Origin of the sequence: Dactylosporangium sp. CA-092794 (assembly GCF_050948465.1) — a bacterium.
Taxonomy (GTDB): Bacteria; Actinomycetota; Actinomycetes; order Mycobacteriales; family Micromonosporaceae; genus Dactylosporangium.
In genome coordinates, this window is the sequence record NZ_CP192044.1 from 11936838 (window position 1) to 11955033 (window position 18196).

Consider the following 18196-nt stretch of genomic DNA (forward strand, 5'->3'; position numbering starts at 1 on the left):
CGGATCGTCAGCGCACCTCGACGTTGACCGAGTGCCACCCCGTGGCGCCGTCGGGATCCGGCGGCGCCACGGCGTCGGTCTGCGTCTGTCCGCCGTTGTCGGTGGCGCGCACGGTCAGCCGGTGCCGCCCGGGGGTCGCCTGCCACTGCAGCGTCCACTGCCGCCACGTGTCGGTCGACGGTACGGGCAGCAGCGTGGCCGTTTGCCACGCCCCGTCGTCGACCTGGATCTCGACCTTGGAAATGCCCCGGTGCTGCGCCCAGGCCACCCCGGCAATCGTGACCTCGCCCGCCCGGGGATTGGCGCCCGCGCGCGGCGTGTCGATTCTGGACTCGGTCTTGATCGGGCCCTGCGCGGCCCAGCCGCGCTTGATCCAATATGCGTCGAAATCGGCGAACGACGACAGTTCGAGCTCGACGAGCCATTTTGTCGCGGACACGTATCCGTACAACCCAGGCACGACCATGCGAACCGGAAAACCGTGCTCGACCGGCAGCGGCTCGCCGTTCATGGCGATGGCCAGCATGGCGTCGCGCCCGTCGCGCAGCACGGCGGTGGGGGTGCCCGCGGTGAACCCGTCGATCGATCGGCTCACCACCTGATCGGCCCCGGCCTGGGGGCGCGCCTCGTCGAGCAGGTCGGAGACCCGCACGCCCTGCCACTTGGTGTTGCTGATCAGGTCGCCGCCCACCTCGTTGGAGACGCAGGCGAGCGTGATGTACCGCTCGATCATGGGCCGCTTGAGCAGCTCGTCCCAGCTGATGGTGATCTCCTTGTCGACCCGGCCGTGGATGCGCAACTGCCAGTCCTCGGTCGTGAGCTGCGGCACCACCAGGGCCGTGTCGATCCGGTAGAAGTCCTGGTTGGGCGTGACGAACGGCGACAGGTCGGGCAGGCCGGCGTCGGCGCTCGGCGGCAGGGGCGCGACCGAGTTCGGCGCCACGGGGGGCAGGTTCACCGAGGCCCGGTCCGCCTCCACGCCCCGGCGGGTCGACCACCAGCGGCTCGCGAATCCCACGACCACCGCCCCCACCAGCGTGTAGCCGGCGGTGCGCAGGAACGAGCGGCGCTCCTCGGGCGTGGCGTTGTCCCCCGCCTCGCGGGTGAGCAGCCAGCGGAGGGTCCCGGCGCCGGCGAGCACCCCGACGAGCGTCGGCACGAACGCATACCAGGGCGCGTTGTGCCGGCTCAGCGCCGCCACGATGCCGATCACGCCGAACCCGCCGAGGCCGAGGTAACCCCAGATCTCGCGCCTCGCCGCCAAGATGCCGATGAGCGCGGCCACGATGGCCAGGATGATCAGCATGCCGACGCTCAGGGCCAGCTTGTCGTAGGTGTAGAACACCGCGACGGCGAAATCCTTGACCTTTGCCGGAACGCTGTCGATGACCACGCCACCGACGCTGACCAGGGGCGAGGTGGTGGCGCCGGTGAGGATCGCGACCACCTCGGCGACGCCCAGCGCGACGCCGGCGGCGGCCAGCCCGGTCAGCGCTGCGAACCTGCGAGTCTGCACGCCCCTAGCATGCGGCGATCATCCCGGCGGGACCAAGCCCGGTAATGACTCCCTAATCTTTCGCCCAGCTACGACACGGCCCCGGGCGCGGGCGCCCGGGGCCGTGTGCGGTGCAGCGGTTGGGTCAGAAGCCCGGGCCGTGCGAGTGCCCGTGGCCGTGCGAGTGGCCGTGGCCGCCCGCGGCGGCCGGCTCCGGCGCCTCCGGCTTGTCGACGATCAGACTCTCCGTGGTGAGCAGCAGCCCGGCGATCGACGCGGCGTTGGCGACCGCGCTGTGGGTCACCTTCACCGGGTCGACGATGCCCGACTTGACCAGGTCGACATACTCGCCGGTGGCCGCGTCCAGGCCGTGGCCGAAGTCGAGCGCGCCGACCTTGCCGACCACGACGTAGCCGTCGAAGCCCGCGTTCTGGGCGATCCACCGCAGCGGCTCGACCAGGGCCTTGCGCACGATCGAGACGCCGACCTTCTCCTCGCCCTTCAGGCCGAGGTCGCCGTCGAGGACCGACTGGATCTGGGCCAGGGCGGCGCCGCCGCCCGGGACGATGCCCTCCTGGACCGCGGCCTTGGTGGCCGAGATCGCGTCCTCGATGCGGTGCTTGCGCTCCTTCATCTCCACCTCGGTGGCGGCGCCGGCCTTGATGACCGCGACCCCGCCGGCGAGCTTGGCGATGCGCTCGTTGAGCTTCTCCTTGTCCCAGTCGGAGTCGGAGGCCTCGATCTCCTTGCGCAGCTGCTCGACGCGGGCGGAGGTCTCGGACTTGTCGCCACCGCCGTCGACGATCGTGGTCAGGTCCTTGGTGGCCACGACCCGCCGCGCGGTGCCCAGCTGCTCCAGGCCGACCGCCTCGAGCTTGTAGCCAAGCTCCGGGGCGACCAGCTCGGCGCCGGTCAGGATCGAGATGTCCTGCAGCATGGCCTTGCGGCGGTCGCCGAAGCCGGGCGCCTTGACCGCGACGACCTTGAAGGTCTTGCGGATGGCGTTCACCACCAGGGTCGACAGGGCCTGGCCCTCGACGTCCTCGGCGATGATCAGCAGCGGCTTGCTGCTCTGGACGATCTTCTCCAGGAGGGGCAGCAGCTCCTCGATGGCGGCGATCTTCTGGGTGGTGACGAGGACGTAGGTGTCCTCGAGGACCGCCTCCTGCGCCTCGTTGTCGGTCACGAAGTGCGGGGAGATGAAGCCCTTGTCGAACTGCATGCCCTCGGTGACCTCGAGCTCGGTCGTGAGGGTCGAGCCCTCCTCGACCGTGATGACGCCGTCGCGGCCGACCCGCTCCATCGCCGAGGCGATCAGGTCGCCGATGGTGGCGTCCTGCGCGGAGATGGTCGCGACCTGCGCGATCTCGGTGTGGCTGGCGACCGGGGTGGCCTTGTCCTTGAGCGCGTTGACGACCGCGGCCGCGGCCGCGTCGATGCCGCGCTTGATGCCGGCCGGGTTGGTGCCCGCGGCCACGTTGCGCAGACCCTCGCGCACGAGCGCCTGGGCCAGCACGGTCGCGGTCGTGGTGCCGTCGCCCGCCACGTCGTTGGTCTTGGTGGCGACCTCCTTGACCAACTGCGCGCCGAGGTTCTCATACGGGTTGGCGAGCTCGATCTCCTTGGCGATCGTCACGCCGTCGTTGGTGATGGTGGGGGCACCGAACTTCTTGTCCAGGACGACGTTGCGTCCCCGGGGGCCGAGCGTGACCTTGACCGTGTCGGCCAGGTGGTTGACGCCGTGCTCCAGCAGGTGGCGCGCCTCGTCGGAGAAGCTCAGGATTTTCGCCATGCTTATGGATTCCCTTCAAAGCGACACCGCCCCGGCTGCCTCGCGCCTGCGCAAGGGTCCGGGGCGGTGGCCACTGCCTTAATGAAACTCGGTCACTTCTCGATGACGGCGAGAACGTCGCGGGCGGAGAGCACGAGGTACTCCGTGCCGGAGTACTTGACCTCGGTGCCGCCGTACTTCGAGTAGATCACGGTGTCGCCGACCTTGACGTCGATCGGCACCCGGTTGCCCTTGTCGTCGATGCGACCCGGGCCGACCGCGATGACGGTGCCCTCCTGGGGCTTCTCCTTCGCGGTGTCCGGAATGACGATGCCCGAGGCGGTGGTCGTCTCAGCCTCATTGGCCTGGACCAGGATGCGGTCCTCGAGCGGCTTGATCGCAACCTGCGTCGCGGTAGTCACGGGCATACCCTCCTGGGGTATCTAGCTTGCTATCGAGTGCCCGGTGAAGCCGTCGTCGCGGGTGCCGGCTCCGGCCGGGTTGGCTGGCACCCTCGACACGAGAGTGCTAATCGGAGGTTATGTCGGCGTCTAGCACTCCGTCAACTAGAGTGCCAAACACGCCGCGAAATCACCCAGGGATAATCTCGGCGTGGAGCTCGAGGACGTGCTGGCCCTGGACACGCAGGCCGGACGGGCCGCGCTGGCGGCGGCCGGCGCGGTGCCCGGCGACGACCCGCTCGCCGCAGCCTCCGCGCTGCGGGCCCGCGGATTCGAGCCCCGGCTGGCCGCCGCCGCGCTGACCCAGGCCGACCTGCGCCGCCGGGCGGCCGCGAAGTTCGGCCCCGACGCGGCCGGCATGCTCTTCACCCGGGCCGGCCTGGAGCAGGCCACCCGGGGCGCGGTGGCCCGGCGCCGGGCGGCCCGGCTGGCCGCCGCGGGCGTGCGGCGCGTGGCCGACCTGGGCTGCGGCGTCGGCGCCGACAGCATCGCCTTCGCCCGAGCGGGGCTGCGCGTGCAGGCCGTCGACGCCTCACCCGTCACCGCCGCCGTCGCGGCGGCCAACGTGCGCGCCCTCGGCCTGCGGGACTCGGTGACGGTGGACACACAGGACGCCACCGAGACGCCGCTGGACGCGGTGGACGCCGTGTTCTGCGACCCGGCCCGGCGCACGTCGGGCGGCCGGCGGGTGTTCGACCCGCGGGCGTACTCGCCGCCCTGGGAGTTCGTCACCGGCCTGCCCGGGCGCGTGCCGCACACGGTGCTCAAGCTGGCCCCCGGCATCGACCACGCGCTGCTGCCGGCCGGGGCCGAGGGCGAGTGGGTGTCCGTGGACGGCGACGTGGTCGAGGCGGCCGCGTGGTGCGGGCCGCTCGCCGGGGCGCCGCGCCGGGCGACCGTGCTGCGCGGTTCGGAGGCCTTCGAACTGACCGGCACCGGAGAGCGGCAGGCCCCGGCCGGCCCGCTCGGGGCCTATCTGTATGACCCCGACGGCGCGGTCGTCCGGGCCCATCTGGTCGCGGAACTCGCCGAGGCGCTCGACGGCGCCCTGCTGGACCCCACGATCGCCTATGTCACGACAAATCAGCGAATTGAGACACCATTCGCCCGGCCGTACACCATCCTCGAACGGCTCCCGATCGCCCTGAAGAAGCTGCGAGCCGCCCTGCGCGCGCTCGACGTCGGCGCGCTGCAGATCCTCAAGCGCGGCTCCGCCCACGACGTGGAGGAGCTGCGGCGGCAGCTGCGCCTGGACGGATCGAGAACGGCGGTGCTCGCCCTGACCCGCATCGGCGGAGCGCCGGCCGCGCTGCTGCTCACACCAGCGGATGGCCCAGGCGCCGCTGCAGGTCGCTGAGCACCTCATCGGCCAGCTTGTCGGGCGGGCGCAGGCCGAGCTGGCCGAGCAGGTGGCGGCCCGTGTCGCGGCACATCTCGTAGGTCAGGCGGTCGTTGAGCCAGCGCAGCCACTCGACGATGTCGTTGACGTAGAAGGCGACGCTCTGCTCGGAGTTGCGCTGCCGCCGCTCCTCGGCGACGACCAGCAGCGCCGCGGTCAGCCGCTTGCGCGGGAAGTCGTGCCCGGCCAGGGCATCGGCGACCGCGTCGGCCCGGTGCCGGGGCGCGGTCGGCGATACCGTGAGCTTCGGAAACGGCGGCTCGCCGGCCGTCCACACCTGCGCGCTGCGCGGCACGAACTCCGGATCCAGCACCACGTCGACACGCGAGGCGTGCCCGGGGTCGTCGACGGCCACCAGCACGCGCGGTCCGTGGCTGTTGACTTTGACGAGGTACCGCGAGAGACCCGTACCCTCCTCGACGCAGAACTTGGCGTCGGGCAGCTTGAGCAGCCCGTCGAAGACCAGCCGGCCAACGCGCGGCCCGGCGCCCTGCCACAGCCGCACCCGCACCGGCCCGACCTGCGGCCGCGCCGCGATCCGCACGTGATGCTCGGTCGCGGTGACCGCCCCGTCGCCGTCGAAGACCGACAGGTCGATGCCGCTGGACGCGCCGAGGAACAGGTGGCCGTGGCCGAGATACAACTGGACGGCGCCGATTCGCATGTCGCTATTGTGGGCCAGTGGCGAGCAAGGGCACCCCGGCGACCGCGCTCCTGACGCGCGCGAAGATCGCGTTCACCCCGCACACCTACGAGGTGGACCCGCGCGCCGCCTCCTACGGCGAGGCCGCCGCCGCGGCGCTGGGCGTCGACCCGGCGCGGCTGTTCAAGACCCTGATCACCACCGTCGACGGGCAGCTCACGGTCGGCGTGGTGCCGGTCTCGTCGTCGCTGGACCTCAAGGCGCTGGCCGCGGCCGTCGGCGGCAAGCGGGCCGCGATGGCCGAGCCGGCCGCGGCCGAGCGGGCCACCGGCTACGTGACCGGCGGGATCTCCCCCGTCGGCCAGCGCTCCCGGCTGCCGATCGTCATCGACGCGTCGGCGGAGGAGCTGCCCACCATGTATGTCTCCGGCGGCCGGCGCGGCCTGCAGATCGAGCTGGCCCCGGCCGACCTCGTGCAGGTCACCGGCGCGACCCTGGCGCCGATCGCGGCACACTGACAGCATGGTCGCCGTGCGGGCATCGGACGAGGACCGCGAGCGGGTGATCGCGGACCTGCAACGGCACACCCAAGCGGGCCGGCTCACGCTGGACGAGTTCTCCGACCGGGTCGACACGGTCTACGCGGCCAAGACCCTCGACGACCTGCGCGCCGCGGTCATCGACCTGCCGGCCCTGACCCCGCCGCCGCCGGCGGCGGCCCGGCGCGAAGACCACCAGCTGCTGCTGACCTTCGCCCTGGCCCTGCTGGCGGTGGTCCTCATCGGGACGGCCTACACCCTCTTTCACTGACGGCCTGCACCGAGCTGACGGCTTTCACCGAGCTGACGGCTTTCACTGAGGCTGGGCGCCGTGCCAGGAGCGCCACAGCGCGGCGTAGGCACCGCCCGCGGCGACCAGCTCGTCGTGGCTGCCCAGCTCGGTGATCCGGCCGCCCTCCACGACCGCGACCCGGTCGGCGTCGTGCGCGGCGAAGAGCCGGTGCGCGATCGCGATCACCGTGCGGCCCTCCAGCGCGCCGGCCAGGGAGCGCTCCAGGTGCCGGGCCGCCCGCGGGTCGATGAGCGACGTCGCCTCGTCCAGCACGAGCGTGTGCGGGTCGGCCAGCACCAGCCGGGCCAGGGCCAGCTGCTGCGCCTGCGCCGGCGAGAGCGACAGGTCGGTGGCGTCCAGGCCGAGCGCGGTGGCCCAGCCGAGCGCGTCGACGGTGGCGAGGGCGGCGAACAGCTCGTCGTCGGTGGCGCCGGGCCGGGCCAGCGTCAGGTTCTCCCGCAGGCTGCCGAGGAACACGTGGTGTTCCTGGGTGACCAGGGCCACGTGGCCGCGCAGCTCGTCGAGGGGGAGCTCGCCGAGCGGTACCGCACCCAGCTCGATGGTCCCCGCCCGGGGCGCGTGGATGCCGGCCAGCAGCCGGCCCAGGGTGGACTTGCCCGCGCCGGACGGCCCGACGACGGCCAGCCGCTCCCCCGGCCGGACCGCCAGATCGATGCCGTGCAGCACGTCCCGGCCGTCGACGTAGGAGTACCGCACGTCCTTGGCGACGAGCTCCTCGTCGACCGGCCGCGGCCCGCCCGGCGGCACCGGCCGGGCCGCCGCGCCGCGCACGCCCACGAGCCGCGCGACCGAGGCCAGCCCGAGCTGCAGCTGGTCGACGTAGCTCAAGACCGTGTCGAGCGGATCGATGATGGCCACGAAGTACAGCACGGCCGCGGTCACCTGGCCGACGCCGACCCGGCCCTCCAGCGCCAGCCAGCCGCCGGCCAGCAGCGTCACCACGCCCGGCAGCGCGTAGGAGAACTCGGTGATCGGGAACCAGACCGTGCGCAGCGACAGCGTGTAGCGGGCCGCCGCGTAGGTGCCGGCCAGCTGCTCCTGGGTGCGCTCGATCCGCCGGGCCCGCAGCCGCAGCGTGTCGACCGTCCGGGCGCCCTCGACGGTCTCGGTCAGCCCGTCGGTGAGCTGCGCGAACGCCGCGCCCTCGCGCAGGTAGCCGGGGGTGGCGCGGCGGAAGTACCAGCGGGAGACGAAGAACAGCGGCGGCACCGCGACCAGCGCCGGCACCAGCAGGATCGGCCCGACCAGGGCCACCGCGACCAGCGTGAGCAGCATCTGCAGCAGCCCGACCGCGATCTGCGGCAGCGCCATCTGCACCGACTCGGAGGTCTGCGAGACATCGCGCGAGGCCCGGCTGAGCAGGTCGCCGGTGCCGGCTTTCTCCACAGTGGACAGCGGGACGGCGAGCACCCCGTCGACGAACTCCTCGCGGAGCCGGGCCAGCACCTGCTCGGCCAGCTGCGCGGCGGCCAGCCGGGCGTAGCGCACCAGCACCGACTGCACGACCACGAACCCGGCGATCGCCAGCGCGATCCGGTCCACGGTCCACGTGGTGGTGCCCGCCGCGACCCGCTCCACCAGCACGCCGAGCAGCGGCGGCGCGGCCAGCCCGGCCGCCGCGGCGAGCACGTGCAGGGCCAGCACCAGGGCGAGCCGCCGCGGGTAGGCGGTGAAGAGCCCGCGCAGGTAGGCGCGCACCTCGGCCCGCCCGGCCACCGGCAGCATCAGTCCTCCCCGCGGGTCACGACGGCGGCATACGCCGGGCAGCCGTCCAGCAGCGCCCGGTGCGCCCCGGTGGCCTCGACCCGCCCGTCGGCGCCCACGAACGCGACCGTGTCGGCCCGGTCCAGCAGCAGCGGGCTCGTCGTGCACACCACGGTGGTCCGCCCGGCCCGCGCGGCGGCCAGCCGCTCGGCGACGCGCGCCTCGGTGTGCGCGTCGACGGCGCTGGTCGGCTCGACGAGGACCAGCACGGGCGGGTCGAGCGCGAGCGCCCGGGCCAGCCGCAGCCGCTGCTGCTGGCCGCCGGAGAAGTCGCGCCCGCGCTCGGCGATCTCGGTGTCGAGGCCGCCGGGCAGCGCGTCCACGATGTCCCGGGCGGCGGCCGCCTCCAGCGTGTGCCCGTCCCCGACCTCGTCACGCAGCGGGCCACGGAACAGCCGCGCGTCATTGTCGGCGAGGACGATCGCCCGCCGCACCTCGTCAAGAGCCAAATGCCGCAGTGGTACTCCGTGCAGGCGCGCCGAGGACCCCGGTTCCAGCAGCGCGATCCGGTCGGCGATGGCCACCGCGTGCTCGGGCCGGACGGCCGCGACCGCGGTGAACGCGCCCCGGGCGGCCACCAGCCCCGAGTCGGGGTCGTCGAGGTCGCCCAGCTCGAGCGGTACCACCGCCGGGGGATCTTGAATTTCCGGCTCGATCCGCAGCAGGTCGACCACCCGGCGCGCGCTCACCAGGCCGCGGGTCACCTTGTCCGCGAACTCGGTCAGCGTGCGCAGCGGCGCGATCAGGAACGCGGCGTAGGCGTAGAACGCGACCAGCTCGCCCGGGCTGATCCGCCCGGCCACCGCGAACCGCGCGCCGAGCCAGGTCACCAGCGCGACGAAACACCCGGGCAGCAGGATCTGGGCCGCCTCGAGCACCGACTCGACCCGCGCCACCCGCACGCCGGCGAAGCGCACCCGCTGCGACTCGGCGCGGTACCGCTGGGAGAACACGGACTCCCCGCCGACGCCGCGCAGCACCCGCAGCCCGGCCACGATGTCGGCGGCCCGCCCGGTCAGCTCCCCGGCGAGGTCGCGCTGGTGGCGCCGCCGGTGGTGCAGCGGCCGCAGCAGCAGCCCGACCACCGCGACCAGCACCGGAACGCCGAGCACCACGACCAGCCCGAGCGGCACCGACGTGCGCAGGAGCAGCACGGACACCACCACGATCGCGACGATCGCCCCGCTGCCGCGCGCGGTGATGTCCATCGACAGCCCGATCTGGTCGAAGTCGGTGGTGCCGATGCTGACCACCTCGCCGGTCGCCGCCCGCTTCGGCAGCGTCGCCCCGAGCCGGGCCGCCTGCCGGACGGTCACCTGCATGGTGCGGAACCCGGCGCTGAGAAAGTTCGAGACGGCGAACCGGTGCCGCATGATCCCGGCGAACGCGGTCATGGACCCGAGCGCGAGCACCCCGAGCGCGGCCAGGACCAGCCCCCGCCGGTCGTGGCGGGCCAGCGCGTCGACGCCGGCCCCGATCGCCGCCGGCACGAGCGCCTGACTGACCATCCACCCGACGCCGAAGCACACGCCCCCGGCGATCAGCGGGAGCTGACGCCGCGCGATCCACAGCAGATAACGGACGGGCGACCGACTGTCGGCCTCCCCCGGCACGAACTCGGGCAGTCTGCGCACAATCGAGCACCGTAATCCGGCACCCGCCCGCCGCGCCTTACATTTTTCAGCGGTCGACCTGCGTGAAGTCCCAGAACTGCGGCTTGCGCGCGACCAGATGCGACGGCGGCTCGGCGAACACCTCCGGCGTGCTCCCCCGCCACTTGGAGATGACGACGAGCCGATGGTCAGTGGAGGAGTACACCTCGCTGCTCAGATGCAGCGGATGCACCTCGACCTTGGGCAGCATGGCCTCGCAGACCCAGGACAGCAGCTCACCGAACGCCTCCGGGTGCGCCCTGACCTCCCACATGCGCACGATCACGGCGCTGGACTCTACTCCCATGCTGCGACTCCCCTTCGGTGCAGATCGGTGGCCGGCGTCAAGATAGCGCAGCACCGCGAGCAGCCGGCGGTTGGCGCTGTCCGCCGGCGGCAGGCTGAGCTCGCCGAAGATCCGCCTGATGTACTTGTCGACCGCCCGCTCGGGGATGACGAGCTCGGCGGCGATCGCGGAGTTGGACCGCCCGCGCGCCAGGACCTCGTGTTCGCGCGGGGCCAGCTCGCCCAGCGCGCCGGTCCGGGCCAGGCGCTCGACCAACCCACTGATCACCTCCGAGTCCAGCACGGTGCCGCCGCCGGCGACGCAGCACCGTGCATCACTCCGCGGTCACTCTCCGACCCGCGAACCGACGCGGCAGGGCAGACGCCGCACCCGCCGGCCGCCCCAGCCGATCTACACGGCCGGCCCCGGACATATGTCTCCGTGATCATGATGCTCGCGGTGGCCGCACACCGGGTTTTTCATGATCCCGGAGACTTGTGGTACACGGGGGTACATCAAGTCTCCGCGATCATGAAAAACCGTTGGTGTCGACGCCGGTTGCGCATGATCACGGAGACTTCCGGTCCCTGCGCCGCGCTTCACAGCGTGCAAACGCCCGCCGCGCGCAACATGATCGCCGATCGCGACCGCCCCAGGGCGTGAGGACGCGCAGGCCAGACACCACGTGGTCACCAGCGGGCATCGCGGCCAGCAGCGCCGATCCCCACCCGACGCGGGCCGATCCCCGCCCGACGCGGGCCGATCCCCGGCTGGCGCGGGCCGACGCGGGACGCGGGCGGAACACGGTGGCTGCGGCTGGCCGCCCCGGCCAAACGCAACGCGTTACGGCCGTGCCGGTGCCGGTCCGTGGCCGGCCGACCGCCCGGTCCGACGTCTGCTGGCCACGCCCCACGTCCGCTGGCCGCCCAGCCGCCCGCCTCGCCACCCGCCCGGCCAGCCGCCCGCCTCCTCGCCTCGCCGCCCCGCCCCGCCTCGCCGCCCCGCCGCCCCGCCTCGCCTCGCCGCCCCGCCTCGCCGCCCCGCCGCCGCCCCGCCTCGCCGCCTCGCCGCCGCGCCGCCTCGCCACGCCGCCCGCCTCGCCACGCCGCCCGCCTCGCCACGCCGCCCGCCTCGCCGCGCCGCCCGCGGCCAGCTGCCCCGCCCGGCCGGGGCCGGCGGTGCGGCCCGGCCGGCCACCGCGGCCTTCGCCCCGCGCGGCGCCGCGGTCGGGTGGCGGCGCGCTTGGGGAACGTTGCGCGGGTCAGGCCGTGACCAGGGTGATCGGCATTGCCGAGTCGGACGGCAGGGCCAGGTGCCCCGGCTCGGCGCCGGCGGCGACCAGGTGCGAGCCGAGGGCCGCGACCATGGCGCCGTTGTCCGTGCACAGCTTGGGGCGCGGAACGCGGAGCGTGATGCCGAACTTGTCGCAGCGCTCCTGGGCGAGCGACCGGATCCGGGAGTTGGCCGCGACGCCGCCGCCGATGACCAGGGTCGAGATGCCGTGCTCGCGGCAGGCGTCGATGGCCTTCGACGTCAGCACGTCGCAGACCGCCTCCTGGAAGCTGGCCGCGACGTCGTTGACCGGCACGGCCTCGCCGGCCCGCTGGCGGGCCTCGACCCACCGCGCCACGGCGGTCTTCAGGCCGGAGAACGAGAAGTCGAACCGGTGCCCGGCCAGGTCGCGCGGGGCGGTGAGCCCGCGCGGGAACGGGATCAGCGCCTCGCCGTCGCGGGCCGCGCGGTCGATCGGCGGGCCGCCCGGGAACGGCAGGCCCAGCAGCCGCGCCACCTTGTCGAACGCCTCGCCGGCCGCGTCGTCGATCGTCGCGCCGAGCGGCGCCACCCGGCCGGCCAGGTCGTCGACCCGCAGCAGCGACGAGTGCCCGCCCGACACCAGCAGCGCGATCGCCGGCTCCGGCAGCGCGCCGTGCTCCAGGGTGTCGACGGCCACGTGCGCGGCCAGGTGGTTGACGCCATAGATCGGCTTGCCGGCGGCCAGCGCATAGGCCTTGGCCGCGGCGACCCCGACCAGCAGCGCCCCCGCGAGCCCCGGCCCGGCGGTGACCGCGATCGCGTCCACGTCGGACAGCGTCACGCCGGCCTTGTCCAGCGCCCGTTGCATCGTCGGGACCATCGCCTCGAAGTGGGCGCGGCTGGCCACCTCGGGCACGACGCCCCCGAACCGTGCGTGCTCGTCCACGCTCGACGCGATCTCGTCCGCGAGCAGCGTGTGCCCGCGAACGATCCCGACCCCGGTCTCGTCGCACGACGTCTCGATCCCGAGGACCAGCGGCTCAGTCTTGCTACTCACGCATCATCACCAGTGCATCCGTATTGCTGGGCTGGTAGTAGCCGCGGCGGATGCCGACGGCCTCGAACCCATACTGCGCATAAAGCTTCTGCGCCGCCGCGTTGTCGACGGCGACCTCGAGCAGGACCTGCCGCACCCCGTGCCGCTCGGCCTCGGCGAGCAGCGCCTCCAGCAGCAGCCGCCCGATCCCCTGCCGCTGTGCCTCCCGCCGCACGCCGATGTTCTGCACCCACGCCTCGTCCGGCGGCGCGATCGCCAGCCCCGCATACCCGACGATCCGTCCGCCGTCGACGGCGACCAGGTAGTGGTGGCCGTTGGCCAGCTCGTTCCAGAACATGGCCGCCGACCAGCGCTCCTCGCCGAACAGCTCGTCCTCGATCGGCAGCAGCTCGGCGATGTGGAACCACCGCAGCTCGGCCAGCTCCACCGTCATGGCAGTGCCGGTTTTCGCGCGCCGGGCAGCGCCGCGTCGGGACGGCGCAGATAGAGCGGGGTCAGCGTCTCGCCCGGCGCCTTGGACCGCACGCGCTCGGCCGCCAGCTCCGCCAGCGCGAGCGCGGGCGGGTAGCGCGGGCCGTCGATCGCGAGGGCGAACACGTCGGCATACTTCTCCGCGCCGTCGCCGGCCGCCCGCTCGATGCCGTCGAGGGCGACCGCCGCGGGGTTGGCGACCTCGGGGCCGGCCAGGCGGGCGCCGCCGGAGTAAACGGCCCAGTAGACCTCCTTGCGGCGGGCGTCGGTCGCGACCAGCGCCCGACCCGGCAGGCGGAGGCCGATCGCGTCGAGGGTGCAGACGCCGTAGACCGGGATGGCGAGCGCGTGGCCAAGCGCCGTGGCAGTGACCATGCCGGCGCGCAGGCCGGTGAACGGGCCGGGGCCCACGCCGGCCACGATCGCGGCCAGGTCGCCGGGCGCCGCCCCGCCGTCGGCCAGGACGCTAACGATCTGGGGGGCGAGCAGCTCCCCGGCGCCGCGGGCATCGACGGTCACCCGCTCGGCGAGCACGGTCACCTCGTCGTCCCCGACCCGCGCGAGCGCCGCGGTCACCGCCGCCGTCGCCGTGTCCAACACCATCACCAGCACATGGCCAACTTTAGAGGAGGGGTGTGACACTTTTCTCCGGCGACCCGAGGCGGTGCGACGCCGCAACCACGATCCGTTAACGCGAGCGCAACGAGCAGCCCATAGCATCGGCCGATCGACGCCGGGAGATCACCGTGACCGAACCGATCCTGGTCGTGGACATCGGGTCGTGGGCCCTGTCCGCCGCCGTCGTCCTGCCCGACCAGCTGCACCCGCTCCGGGAGCCCGTCACCGGCGCGCTGCGCTGGCCCGGGAGCGCGACCCTCGCCACCGGTGCCGGGCGCCCGCAGCTGCTCGTCGGGACGGCCGCCGAGCAGGCCCGCGACCAGTACCCCCGCCAGTATGTCGACGGCGTCCGCCGGGCGATCGACGCCAACGCCCCGATCTGGCTCGGCGACCAGCTGGTCAACGGCGTGGAGCTGGTCAGCACGGCGTTGGACGCGATCATCGAGGAGGCCCGCCGGGGGTACGGCCAAATCAACCGGCTCGTCCTCACCGCCCCCGCCGGCTACCGCACCCACGATCCGCGCCGCGAGGCGCTGGTCGCCGCCGCGTCGATGTCCGGCTACCCCGACGCGGAGCTCGTGTCCGACGCCACCGCCGCCGCACTCGACCCGATGACGCTGCTCGAGGTCGCCGAGGGCGGATACGTGCTCGTCTGCGACCTCGGCGCGACCTGGACGGCGACGGTGGCGCAGGTGCAGCACGGCCAGCCGGTACCGCAAAGTTATGAAAGCTCTGGAAGCGGCCGGGACATCGACGTCATGCTCGCCGCCGACCTGCGATCCACGCTCGCCGAGTGGGTGGAGCCCGCGTTCGCGGCCGGCGGCGACACGAGCGTGCGGGCCAATCTGCACGCCCTGGACATCGTGCGCCGGCTCAAGCACCGCCTCGCCGACGTGCCCGAGGCGTCGGACGAGGTCGAGGCGGGCGTCCCGGCGTACCGCATGGATCGCAGACTGCTCGACCAGCTCACCGAGCCGGCCACCAGGTGGCTCGTCGCCAGCTGCCGGGCGGTCGTGGCGCGGGCCGGGATCACGCCGGCCGAGGTTGCGGCCGTGCTGCTGGTCGGCGGCGCGGCCCGGCTGGCCAGCACCGGCCCCGTGCTGCACAACAACCTGGGCCGCCCGGTGACCCGCCCCGCCGACCCCGAGCTCGCCATCCTGCGCGGCGCCGCCGCCTGGGCGCGTGCCCGGGTGTCCCGCGCCGTGCCCGCCGACCCGCCGTCCTGGCGGGTGGAGCCGCTGTCGTGGACGATACCGAGCGGGCGCGGCCGGCTGGTGCGATGGCTGGTCAAGGAGGGTGAGGGCTACACCCGCGGCGCCCGCATCGCGCAGGTCCGCACCGCCGACGACCGAGTGTTCGATCTTTCTGCCGGGCGTACCGAGGGGATCCTGCTCGAACAGCGCATCGAGATCGGCGGCATGGTGGTCTCCGGCGCCGTGGCCGCGCACGCGCGGATCGAGCCGGCCGGCGCCGAGCGGTTCCAGCTGGCCAAGCGCCACCACCTGCGCGTCGCCGGCGACTGGCTGCTCATGCCGGACCGCCGCATGCTGGTCGAGTGCTCGCGCACCGGCGAGTACGTCAAGGTCCGCGCCATCGACTCCGGCGCCCTGGTCACCGAGCTGCGCCCCGGCCGCGGCGCGGGCCGCCCCCTGCACGGCCAGGTGGCCTTAGGCCCGGGCCACCAGCTCGCCCTCGTCACCTGGGACGCCGAGGGCCACTTCTCGGTGTGGGACGTGCTCACCGGCAGAATGACGAGCAGCTTCTCCGATGTTCACAAGCCCGATGCGGTACTGCTCAATGAGGCCGAATGGCGCCTCGTCAGCACCGGCGAGGGTGCGGCGAGCGTCGGTCGCTACCGCCGCGACGTGGCCACCGTCTGGGACCTGGCCACCGGCACCCGCCTCGACCGCGTGGTCGGCGAGGACCTGCCGCGCCGCTTCACCGGCTACACGGAGACGAGCCGCGCGGACGCGTTCGCCGAGGCGATGGAGAGCCCCGACGGCCGCCTGCGCGCCGCGGCCCTCGACGGCACGCTGTCCGTGCGCGACCTGGAGACGGAGTCCGAGATCTTCCGCGCCGACCTGTCCCCGGGCCGCCCGGTGAGCACGGCGTTCTGCCACGCCGGCCGGCACCTGCTGGCCCGCGGCACCGACGAGGAGGGCACCTGGGTCGACGTCTGGGAAGTCCTCCAGCCCGCCTGACCCCCGCCTCACAGCCTTAGCCGATAAATCCAGATGCTGGCGCATCCGGATTTATCGGATTTTTCGCCTGACAGGCGAAAGATCCGTTAGCAGGCCGACTGCCCCACCTGACGGCGGCATCCACCAGCCCGCCCGACCAGCCGCCGGCGGTCAGGCGTCCGGTGCGGGCGCCGCCGCTTGGGCGCCACCGCTCGGGCGCCACCGCTCGGGCGCCACCGCTCGGGCGCCACCGCTCGGGCGGCCGCGGGGTGCGGCTGACGCAGTGGGTGCCGGGGCGTCGACATGGGCCCACTGTCGCAGGCGACGCCCCGCCGGGGCGCCCCGGCAGGCGCAGCCGAGGGCCGGAACTCTCCGTGATCATGATGCACGCGGTGGCCGCACCACGGGTTTGCCATGATCCCGGAGACTTTCGGTACACGGGTGTACATCACCACTCCGCGATCATGAAAAACCCTTGGTGCCGGCAGCGGGTGCGGCATGATCACGGAAACATCCGTTCGCCCCGATCGAGGCTGCGGCACGGAGCGCCCGGCCCACGCGCGGAACCGGGCGCCACACCTGGCCACCGGAGACTCAATGCCGCGAAGTCGCCACAACAACCGAGAACGGCCCGGAGAGCCTATATACCGCCCGACGGGGTATAAGTCGGATAAATCCGGACACGAAGTGTCTGGATTTATCCGGAAGGAAACCTATTTATCCGCAAGGAAACGGCATCAGCCAAGGCCAGCCGCGCGAGCAGGCCAGTCGCCGCCGCGCGGAATCAGGGCGACCACCCGAGAGTCATCGTCGCGCCGGTCGAGCCGCACCTCCAGGTGCGCATCGCTGAGCTGCTCCACCAGCCCCTCCCCCCACTCCACCAGCGTCACCGAGTCCTCGAGCGTCGCGTCCAGATCCAGCGCATCCACCTCGCCGACAGGATCTTTGACGTTGCCCAGCCGATAGGCATCGACGTGGACCATCGGCAGCGTGCCGCCGCGGACCGGGTCAGGCTGATGGACCCGCGCGATCACAAACGTAGGCGACGTCACATCCCCCCGGACCCGCAGACCGGCGCCCACCCCCTGGGCCAGCGCGGTCTTCCCGGCACCGAGCGGCCCGGTCAGCACGACCAGGTCACCCGCCCGCAGCACCGCCGCCAAGGTCTTGCCGAAGTCCCTCGTCTGCTCGACGGTCTCCAGGATTCTCAAGAGTCCAGCACCTTCGTCAGGAACATGTCCATCGCGTCGTTGACCTCGTCCGCGTGCTCCAGCAGCACCACATGGCCGCCGTCGGGGACCACCACCAGCTCCGCCTCCGGCAGGACCGACGTTATCTCGTAGGTGTGCGCCAGCGGCGTCAACACGTCCTTGTCGCCGCAGACGAGCAGCACCGGCACGTCGCGCAGCGGGCCGAGGACGAGCAGGCGGGCGTGGGTGTAGAGGGTGCGCAGGTACCGCGCGATCACGTCCGTCGACGTCGTCGAGTTCATCTTCTCGACGTACGACACCAGGGCCGGGCTGGGGCGCGCCGTGCCGAAGCCGTAGCGGCGGGTCAGCAGCCAGGCCAGGTCGGTGGACGCGCGGCGGGCGCGGTCGATGACGGCGGCGCTGATCGGGCCGGCGAAGCCGAGCACCGGCAGCAGCGGGCGGCGGAAGCGGGCCACGACCTCGGGCAGGCCGAAGTTGACCTGGTCGAGCTTGCCCGCGGACGTGGAGATCAGCACGACGGCGGCGACCCGGGACTCGAACAGCTCCGGCACCTGCTCGGCCAGCGCCATGATCGTCATGCCGCCCATCGAGTGGCCGATCAGCACGATCGGGCCGGTGGACGCGGTGGCCTGCAGCACCGCGCGCAGGCCGGCGCCGAGGGAGTCCAGCGTGTACTCCCCCTTCGACAGTTTGCCCGATTTGCCGTGCCCGGGCTGGTCGTAGAGGACCATGCGGTGCTTGCCCTCGAAGTACTTGCGCTGGAAGTGGAACGTGCCCATGTCGAGGCAGAAGCCGTGGACGAACACCAGGGTCGGCCCGGGGCCGTCGACGACCTCGACGTGCAGGTCGAGGCCGTCGTCGGTGGTGACGGTGAGCTCCTCGTCGCTGTGCCAGACGCCGAACTCCTCCTCGGCGTAGGGGTCGTCGGCGATCTTGGAGCGGCGGACGAGGTACCGCTCGGTGGCCACCCCGGCGGCGACCCCCGCGGCGGCCAGCCCCACGACGGCCCCGATGATGCCGGCCGTGCGCTTGCGGTTGCCGCTCTTGACCACCTCGGTACCCATACACAAAGCCTAAACGGT

At 73.1% G+C, this 18196-nt stretch carries 16 protein-coding genes; 4 read left to right on the forward strand and 12 right to left on the reverse strand.

All coding sequences use genetic code 11. The features are described 5' to 3' along the window. Positions 1 to 7: 7 nt before the first annotated feature. From ACQPXD_RS51700 to groES, 3 genes are all read right to left on the reverse strand, one after another. Positions 8 to 1516: a molybdopterin-dependent oxidoreductase gene (locus ACQPXD_RS51700; RefSeq protein ID WP_432831826.1), complete on the reverse strand. Its 1509-nt coding sequence runs from the start codon at positions 1514 to 1516 to the stop codon at positions 8 to 10. Positions 1517 to 1640: 124 nt separating this feature from the next. Continuing rightward, positions 1641 to 3287 carry a chaperonin GroEL gene (gene groL, locus ACQPXD_RS51705; RefSeq protein WP_432831828.1) on the reverse strand — a complete coding sequence of 549 codons (1647 nt, stop codon included), beginning with the start codon at positions 3285 to 3287 and terminating at the stop codon, positions 1641 to 1643. Positions 3288 to 3379: 92 nt separating this feature from the next. After that, a complete protein-coding gene (gene groES / locus ACQPXD_RS51710) occupies positions 3380 to 3694 on the reverse strand; it encodes a co-chaperone GroES (RefSeq protein WP_432831830.1) in 315 nt (104 codons plus the stop codon). A 184-nt stretch (positions 3695 to 3878) separates the two neighbouring features. Here groES and ACQPXD_RS51715 point away from each other — a divergent pair, with 184 nt between their 5' ends. Then, positions 3879 to 5084: a THUMP-like domain-containing protein gene (locus ACQPXD_RS51715; protein WP_432831832.1), complete on the forward strand. Its 1206-nt coding sequence runs from the start codon at positions 3879 to 3881 to the stop codon at positions 5082 to 5084. On the opposite strand, the gene ACQPXD_RS51720 is transcribed toward ACQPXD_RS51715, so the two are convergent. Continuing rightward, a complete protein-coding gene (locus ACQPXD_RS51720; RefSeq protein ID WP_432831834.1) occupies positions 5044 to 5790 on the reverse strand; it encodes a hypothetical protein in 747 nt (248 codons plus the stop codon). The two genes, ACQPXD_RS51715 and ACQPXD_RS51720, sit on opposite strands and share 41 nt — an antisense overlap. 17 nt (positions 5791 to 5807) lie before the next feature. Here ACQPXD_RS51720 and ybaK point away from each other — a divergent pair, with 17 nt between their 5' ends. Both ybaK and ACQPXD_RS51730 read left to right on the forward strand, forming a co-directional pair. After that, positions 5808 to 6287 (forward strand): Cys-tRNA(Pro) deacylase, encoded by a 480-nt coding sequence (gene ybaK / locus ACQPXD_RS51725; RefSeq protein ID WP_432831836.1) that lies wholly within the window; start codon positions 5808 to 5810, stop codon positions 6285 to 6287. Positions 6288 to 6291: 4 nt separating this feature from the next. After that, positions 6292 to 6579 (forward strand): DUF1707 SHOCT-like domain-containing protein, encoded by a 288-nt coding sequence (locus ACQPXD_RS51730; protein WP_432831838.1) that lies wholly within the window; start codon positions 6292 to 6294, stop codon positions 6577 to 6579. Between the two features lie 42 nt (positions 6580 to 6621). Here the strand turns inward: ACQPXD_RS51730 and ACQPXD_RS51735 are convergent, their stop codons facing one another. The 6 genes from ACQPXD_RS51735 to tsaB form a co-directional block, all read right to left on the reverse strand. Next, positions 6622 to 8346 (reverse strand): ABC transporter ATP-binding protein, encoded by a 1725-nt coding sequence (locus ACQPXD_RS51735; RefSeq protein ID WP_432831839.1) that lies wholly within the window; start codon positions 8344 to 8346, stop codon positions 6622 to 6624. Further along, a complete protein-coding gene (locus ACQPXD_RS51740; protein WP_432831841.1) occupies positions 8346 to 10019 on the reverse strand; it encodes an ABC transporter transmembrane domain-containing protein in 1674 nt (557 codons plus the stop codon). Before ACQPXD_RS51740 ends, ACQPXD_RS51735 begins: the two co-directional genes overlap by 1 nt. A 46-nt stretch (positions 10020 to 10065) precedes the next feature. After that, positions 10066 to 10323 (reverse strand): hypothetical protein, encoded by a 258-nt coding sequence (locus tag ACQPXD_RS51745; protein WP_432844274.1) that lies wholly within the window; start codon positions 10321 to 10323, stop codon positions 10066 to 10068. A gap of 1261 nt (positions 10324 to 11584) precedes the next feature. Beyond that, positions 11585 to 12634: a tRNA (adenosine(37)-N6)-threonylcarbamoyltransferase complex transferase subunit TsaD gene (gene tsaD, locus ACQPXD_RS51750; protein WP_432831843.1), complete on the reverse strand. Its 1050-nt coding sequence runs from the start codon at positions 12632 to 12634 to the stop codon at positions 11585 to 11587. Continuing rightward, positions 12627 to 13067 (reverse strand): ribosomal protein S18-alanine N-acetyltransferase, encoded by a 441-nt coding sequence (gene rimI, locus ACQPXD_RS51755; protein WP_432831845.1) that lies wholly within the window; start codon positions 13065 to 13067, stop codon positions 12627 to 12629. The genes tsaD and rimI overlap by 8 nt, the downstream gene beginning before the upstream one ends. After that, positions 13064 to 13717 carry a tRNA (adenosine(37)-N6)-threonylcarbamoyltransferase complex dimerization subunit type 1 TsaB gene (gene tsaB / locus ACQPXD_RS51760; protein WP_432831847.1) on the reverse strand — a complete coding sequence of 218 codons (654 nt, stop codon included), beginning with the start codon at positions 13715 to 13717 and terminating at the stop codon, positions 13064 to 13066. Before tsaB ends, rimI begins: the two co-directional genes overlap by 4 nt. Positions 13718 to 13851: 134 nt before the next feature. Here tsaB and ACQPXD_RS51765 point away from each other — a divergent pair, with 134 nt between their 5' ends. Continuing rightward, positions 13852 to 15924: an Hsp70 family protein gene (locus ACQPXD_RS51765; RefSeq protein WP_432831849.1), complete on the forward strand. Its 2073-nt coding sequence runs from the start codon at positions 13852 to 13854 to the stop codon at positions 15922 to 15924. A gap of 716 nt (positions 15925 to 16640) precedes the next feature. Here the strand turns inward: ACQPXD_RS51765 and tsaE are convergent. Both tsaE and ACQPXD_RS51775 read right to left on the reverse strand, forming a co-directional pair. After that, positions 16641 to 17114, reverse strand: a complete 474-nt coding sequence (gene tsaE, locus ACQPXD_RS51770) for a tRNA (adenosine(37)-N6)-threonylcarbamoyltransferase complex ATPase subunit type 1 TsaE (protein ID WP_432831851.1) — start codon at positions 17112 to 17114, stop codon at positions 16641 to 16643. Continuing rightward, positions 17111 to 18178 carry an alpha/beta fold hydrolase gene (locus ACQPXD_RS51775; protein ID WP_432831853.1) on the reverse strand — a complete coding sequence of 356 codons (1068 nt, stop codon included), beginning with the start codon at positions 18176 to 18178 and terminating at the stop codon, positions 17111 to 17113. Before ACQPXD_RS51775 ends, tsaE begins: the two co-directional genes overlap by 4 nt. Positions 18179 to 18196: the final 18 nt, after the last annotated feature.

Bases quoted from the DNA above. Each gene is read 5' to 3' on its own strand.
- groL (WP_432831828.1), bottom strand. From the start codon at position 3,287: ATGGCGAAAATCCTGAGCTTCTCCGACGAGGCGCGCCACCTGCTGGAG.
- groES (WP_432831830.1), bottom strand. From the start codon at position 3,694: ATGCCCGTGACTACCGCGACGCAGGTTGCGATCAAGCCGCTCGAGGAC.
- ACQPXD_RS51720 (WP_432831834.1), bottom strand. From the start codon at position 5,790: ATGCGAATCGGCGCCGTCCAGTTGTATCTCGGCCACGGCCACCTGTTC.
- ACQPXD_RS51730 (WP_432831838.1), top strand. From the start codon at position 6,292: ATGGTCGCCGTGCGGGCATCGGACGAGGACCGCGAGCGGGTGATCGCG.
- ACQPXD_RS51735 (WP_432831839.1), bottom strand. From the start codon at position 8,346: ATGCTGCCGGTGGCCGGGCGGGCCGAGGTGCGCGCCTACCTGCGCGGG.
- rimI (WP_432831845.1), bottom strand. From the start codon at position 13,067: ATGACGGTGGAGCTGGCCGAGCTGCGGTGGTTCCACATCGCCGAGCTG.
- ACQPXD_RS51775 (WP_432831853.1), bottom strand. From the start codon at position 18,178: ATGGGTACCGAGGTGGTCAAGAGCGGCAACCGCAAGCGCACGGCCGGC.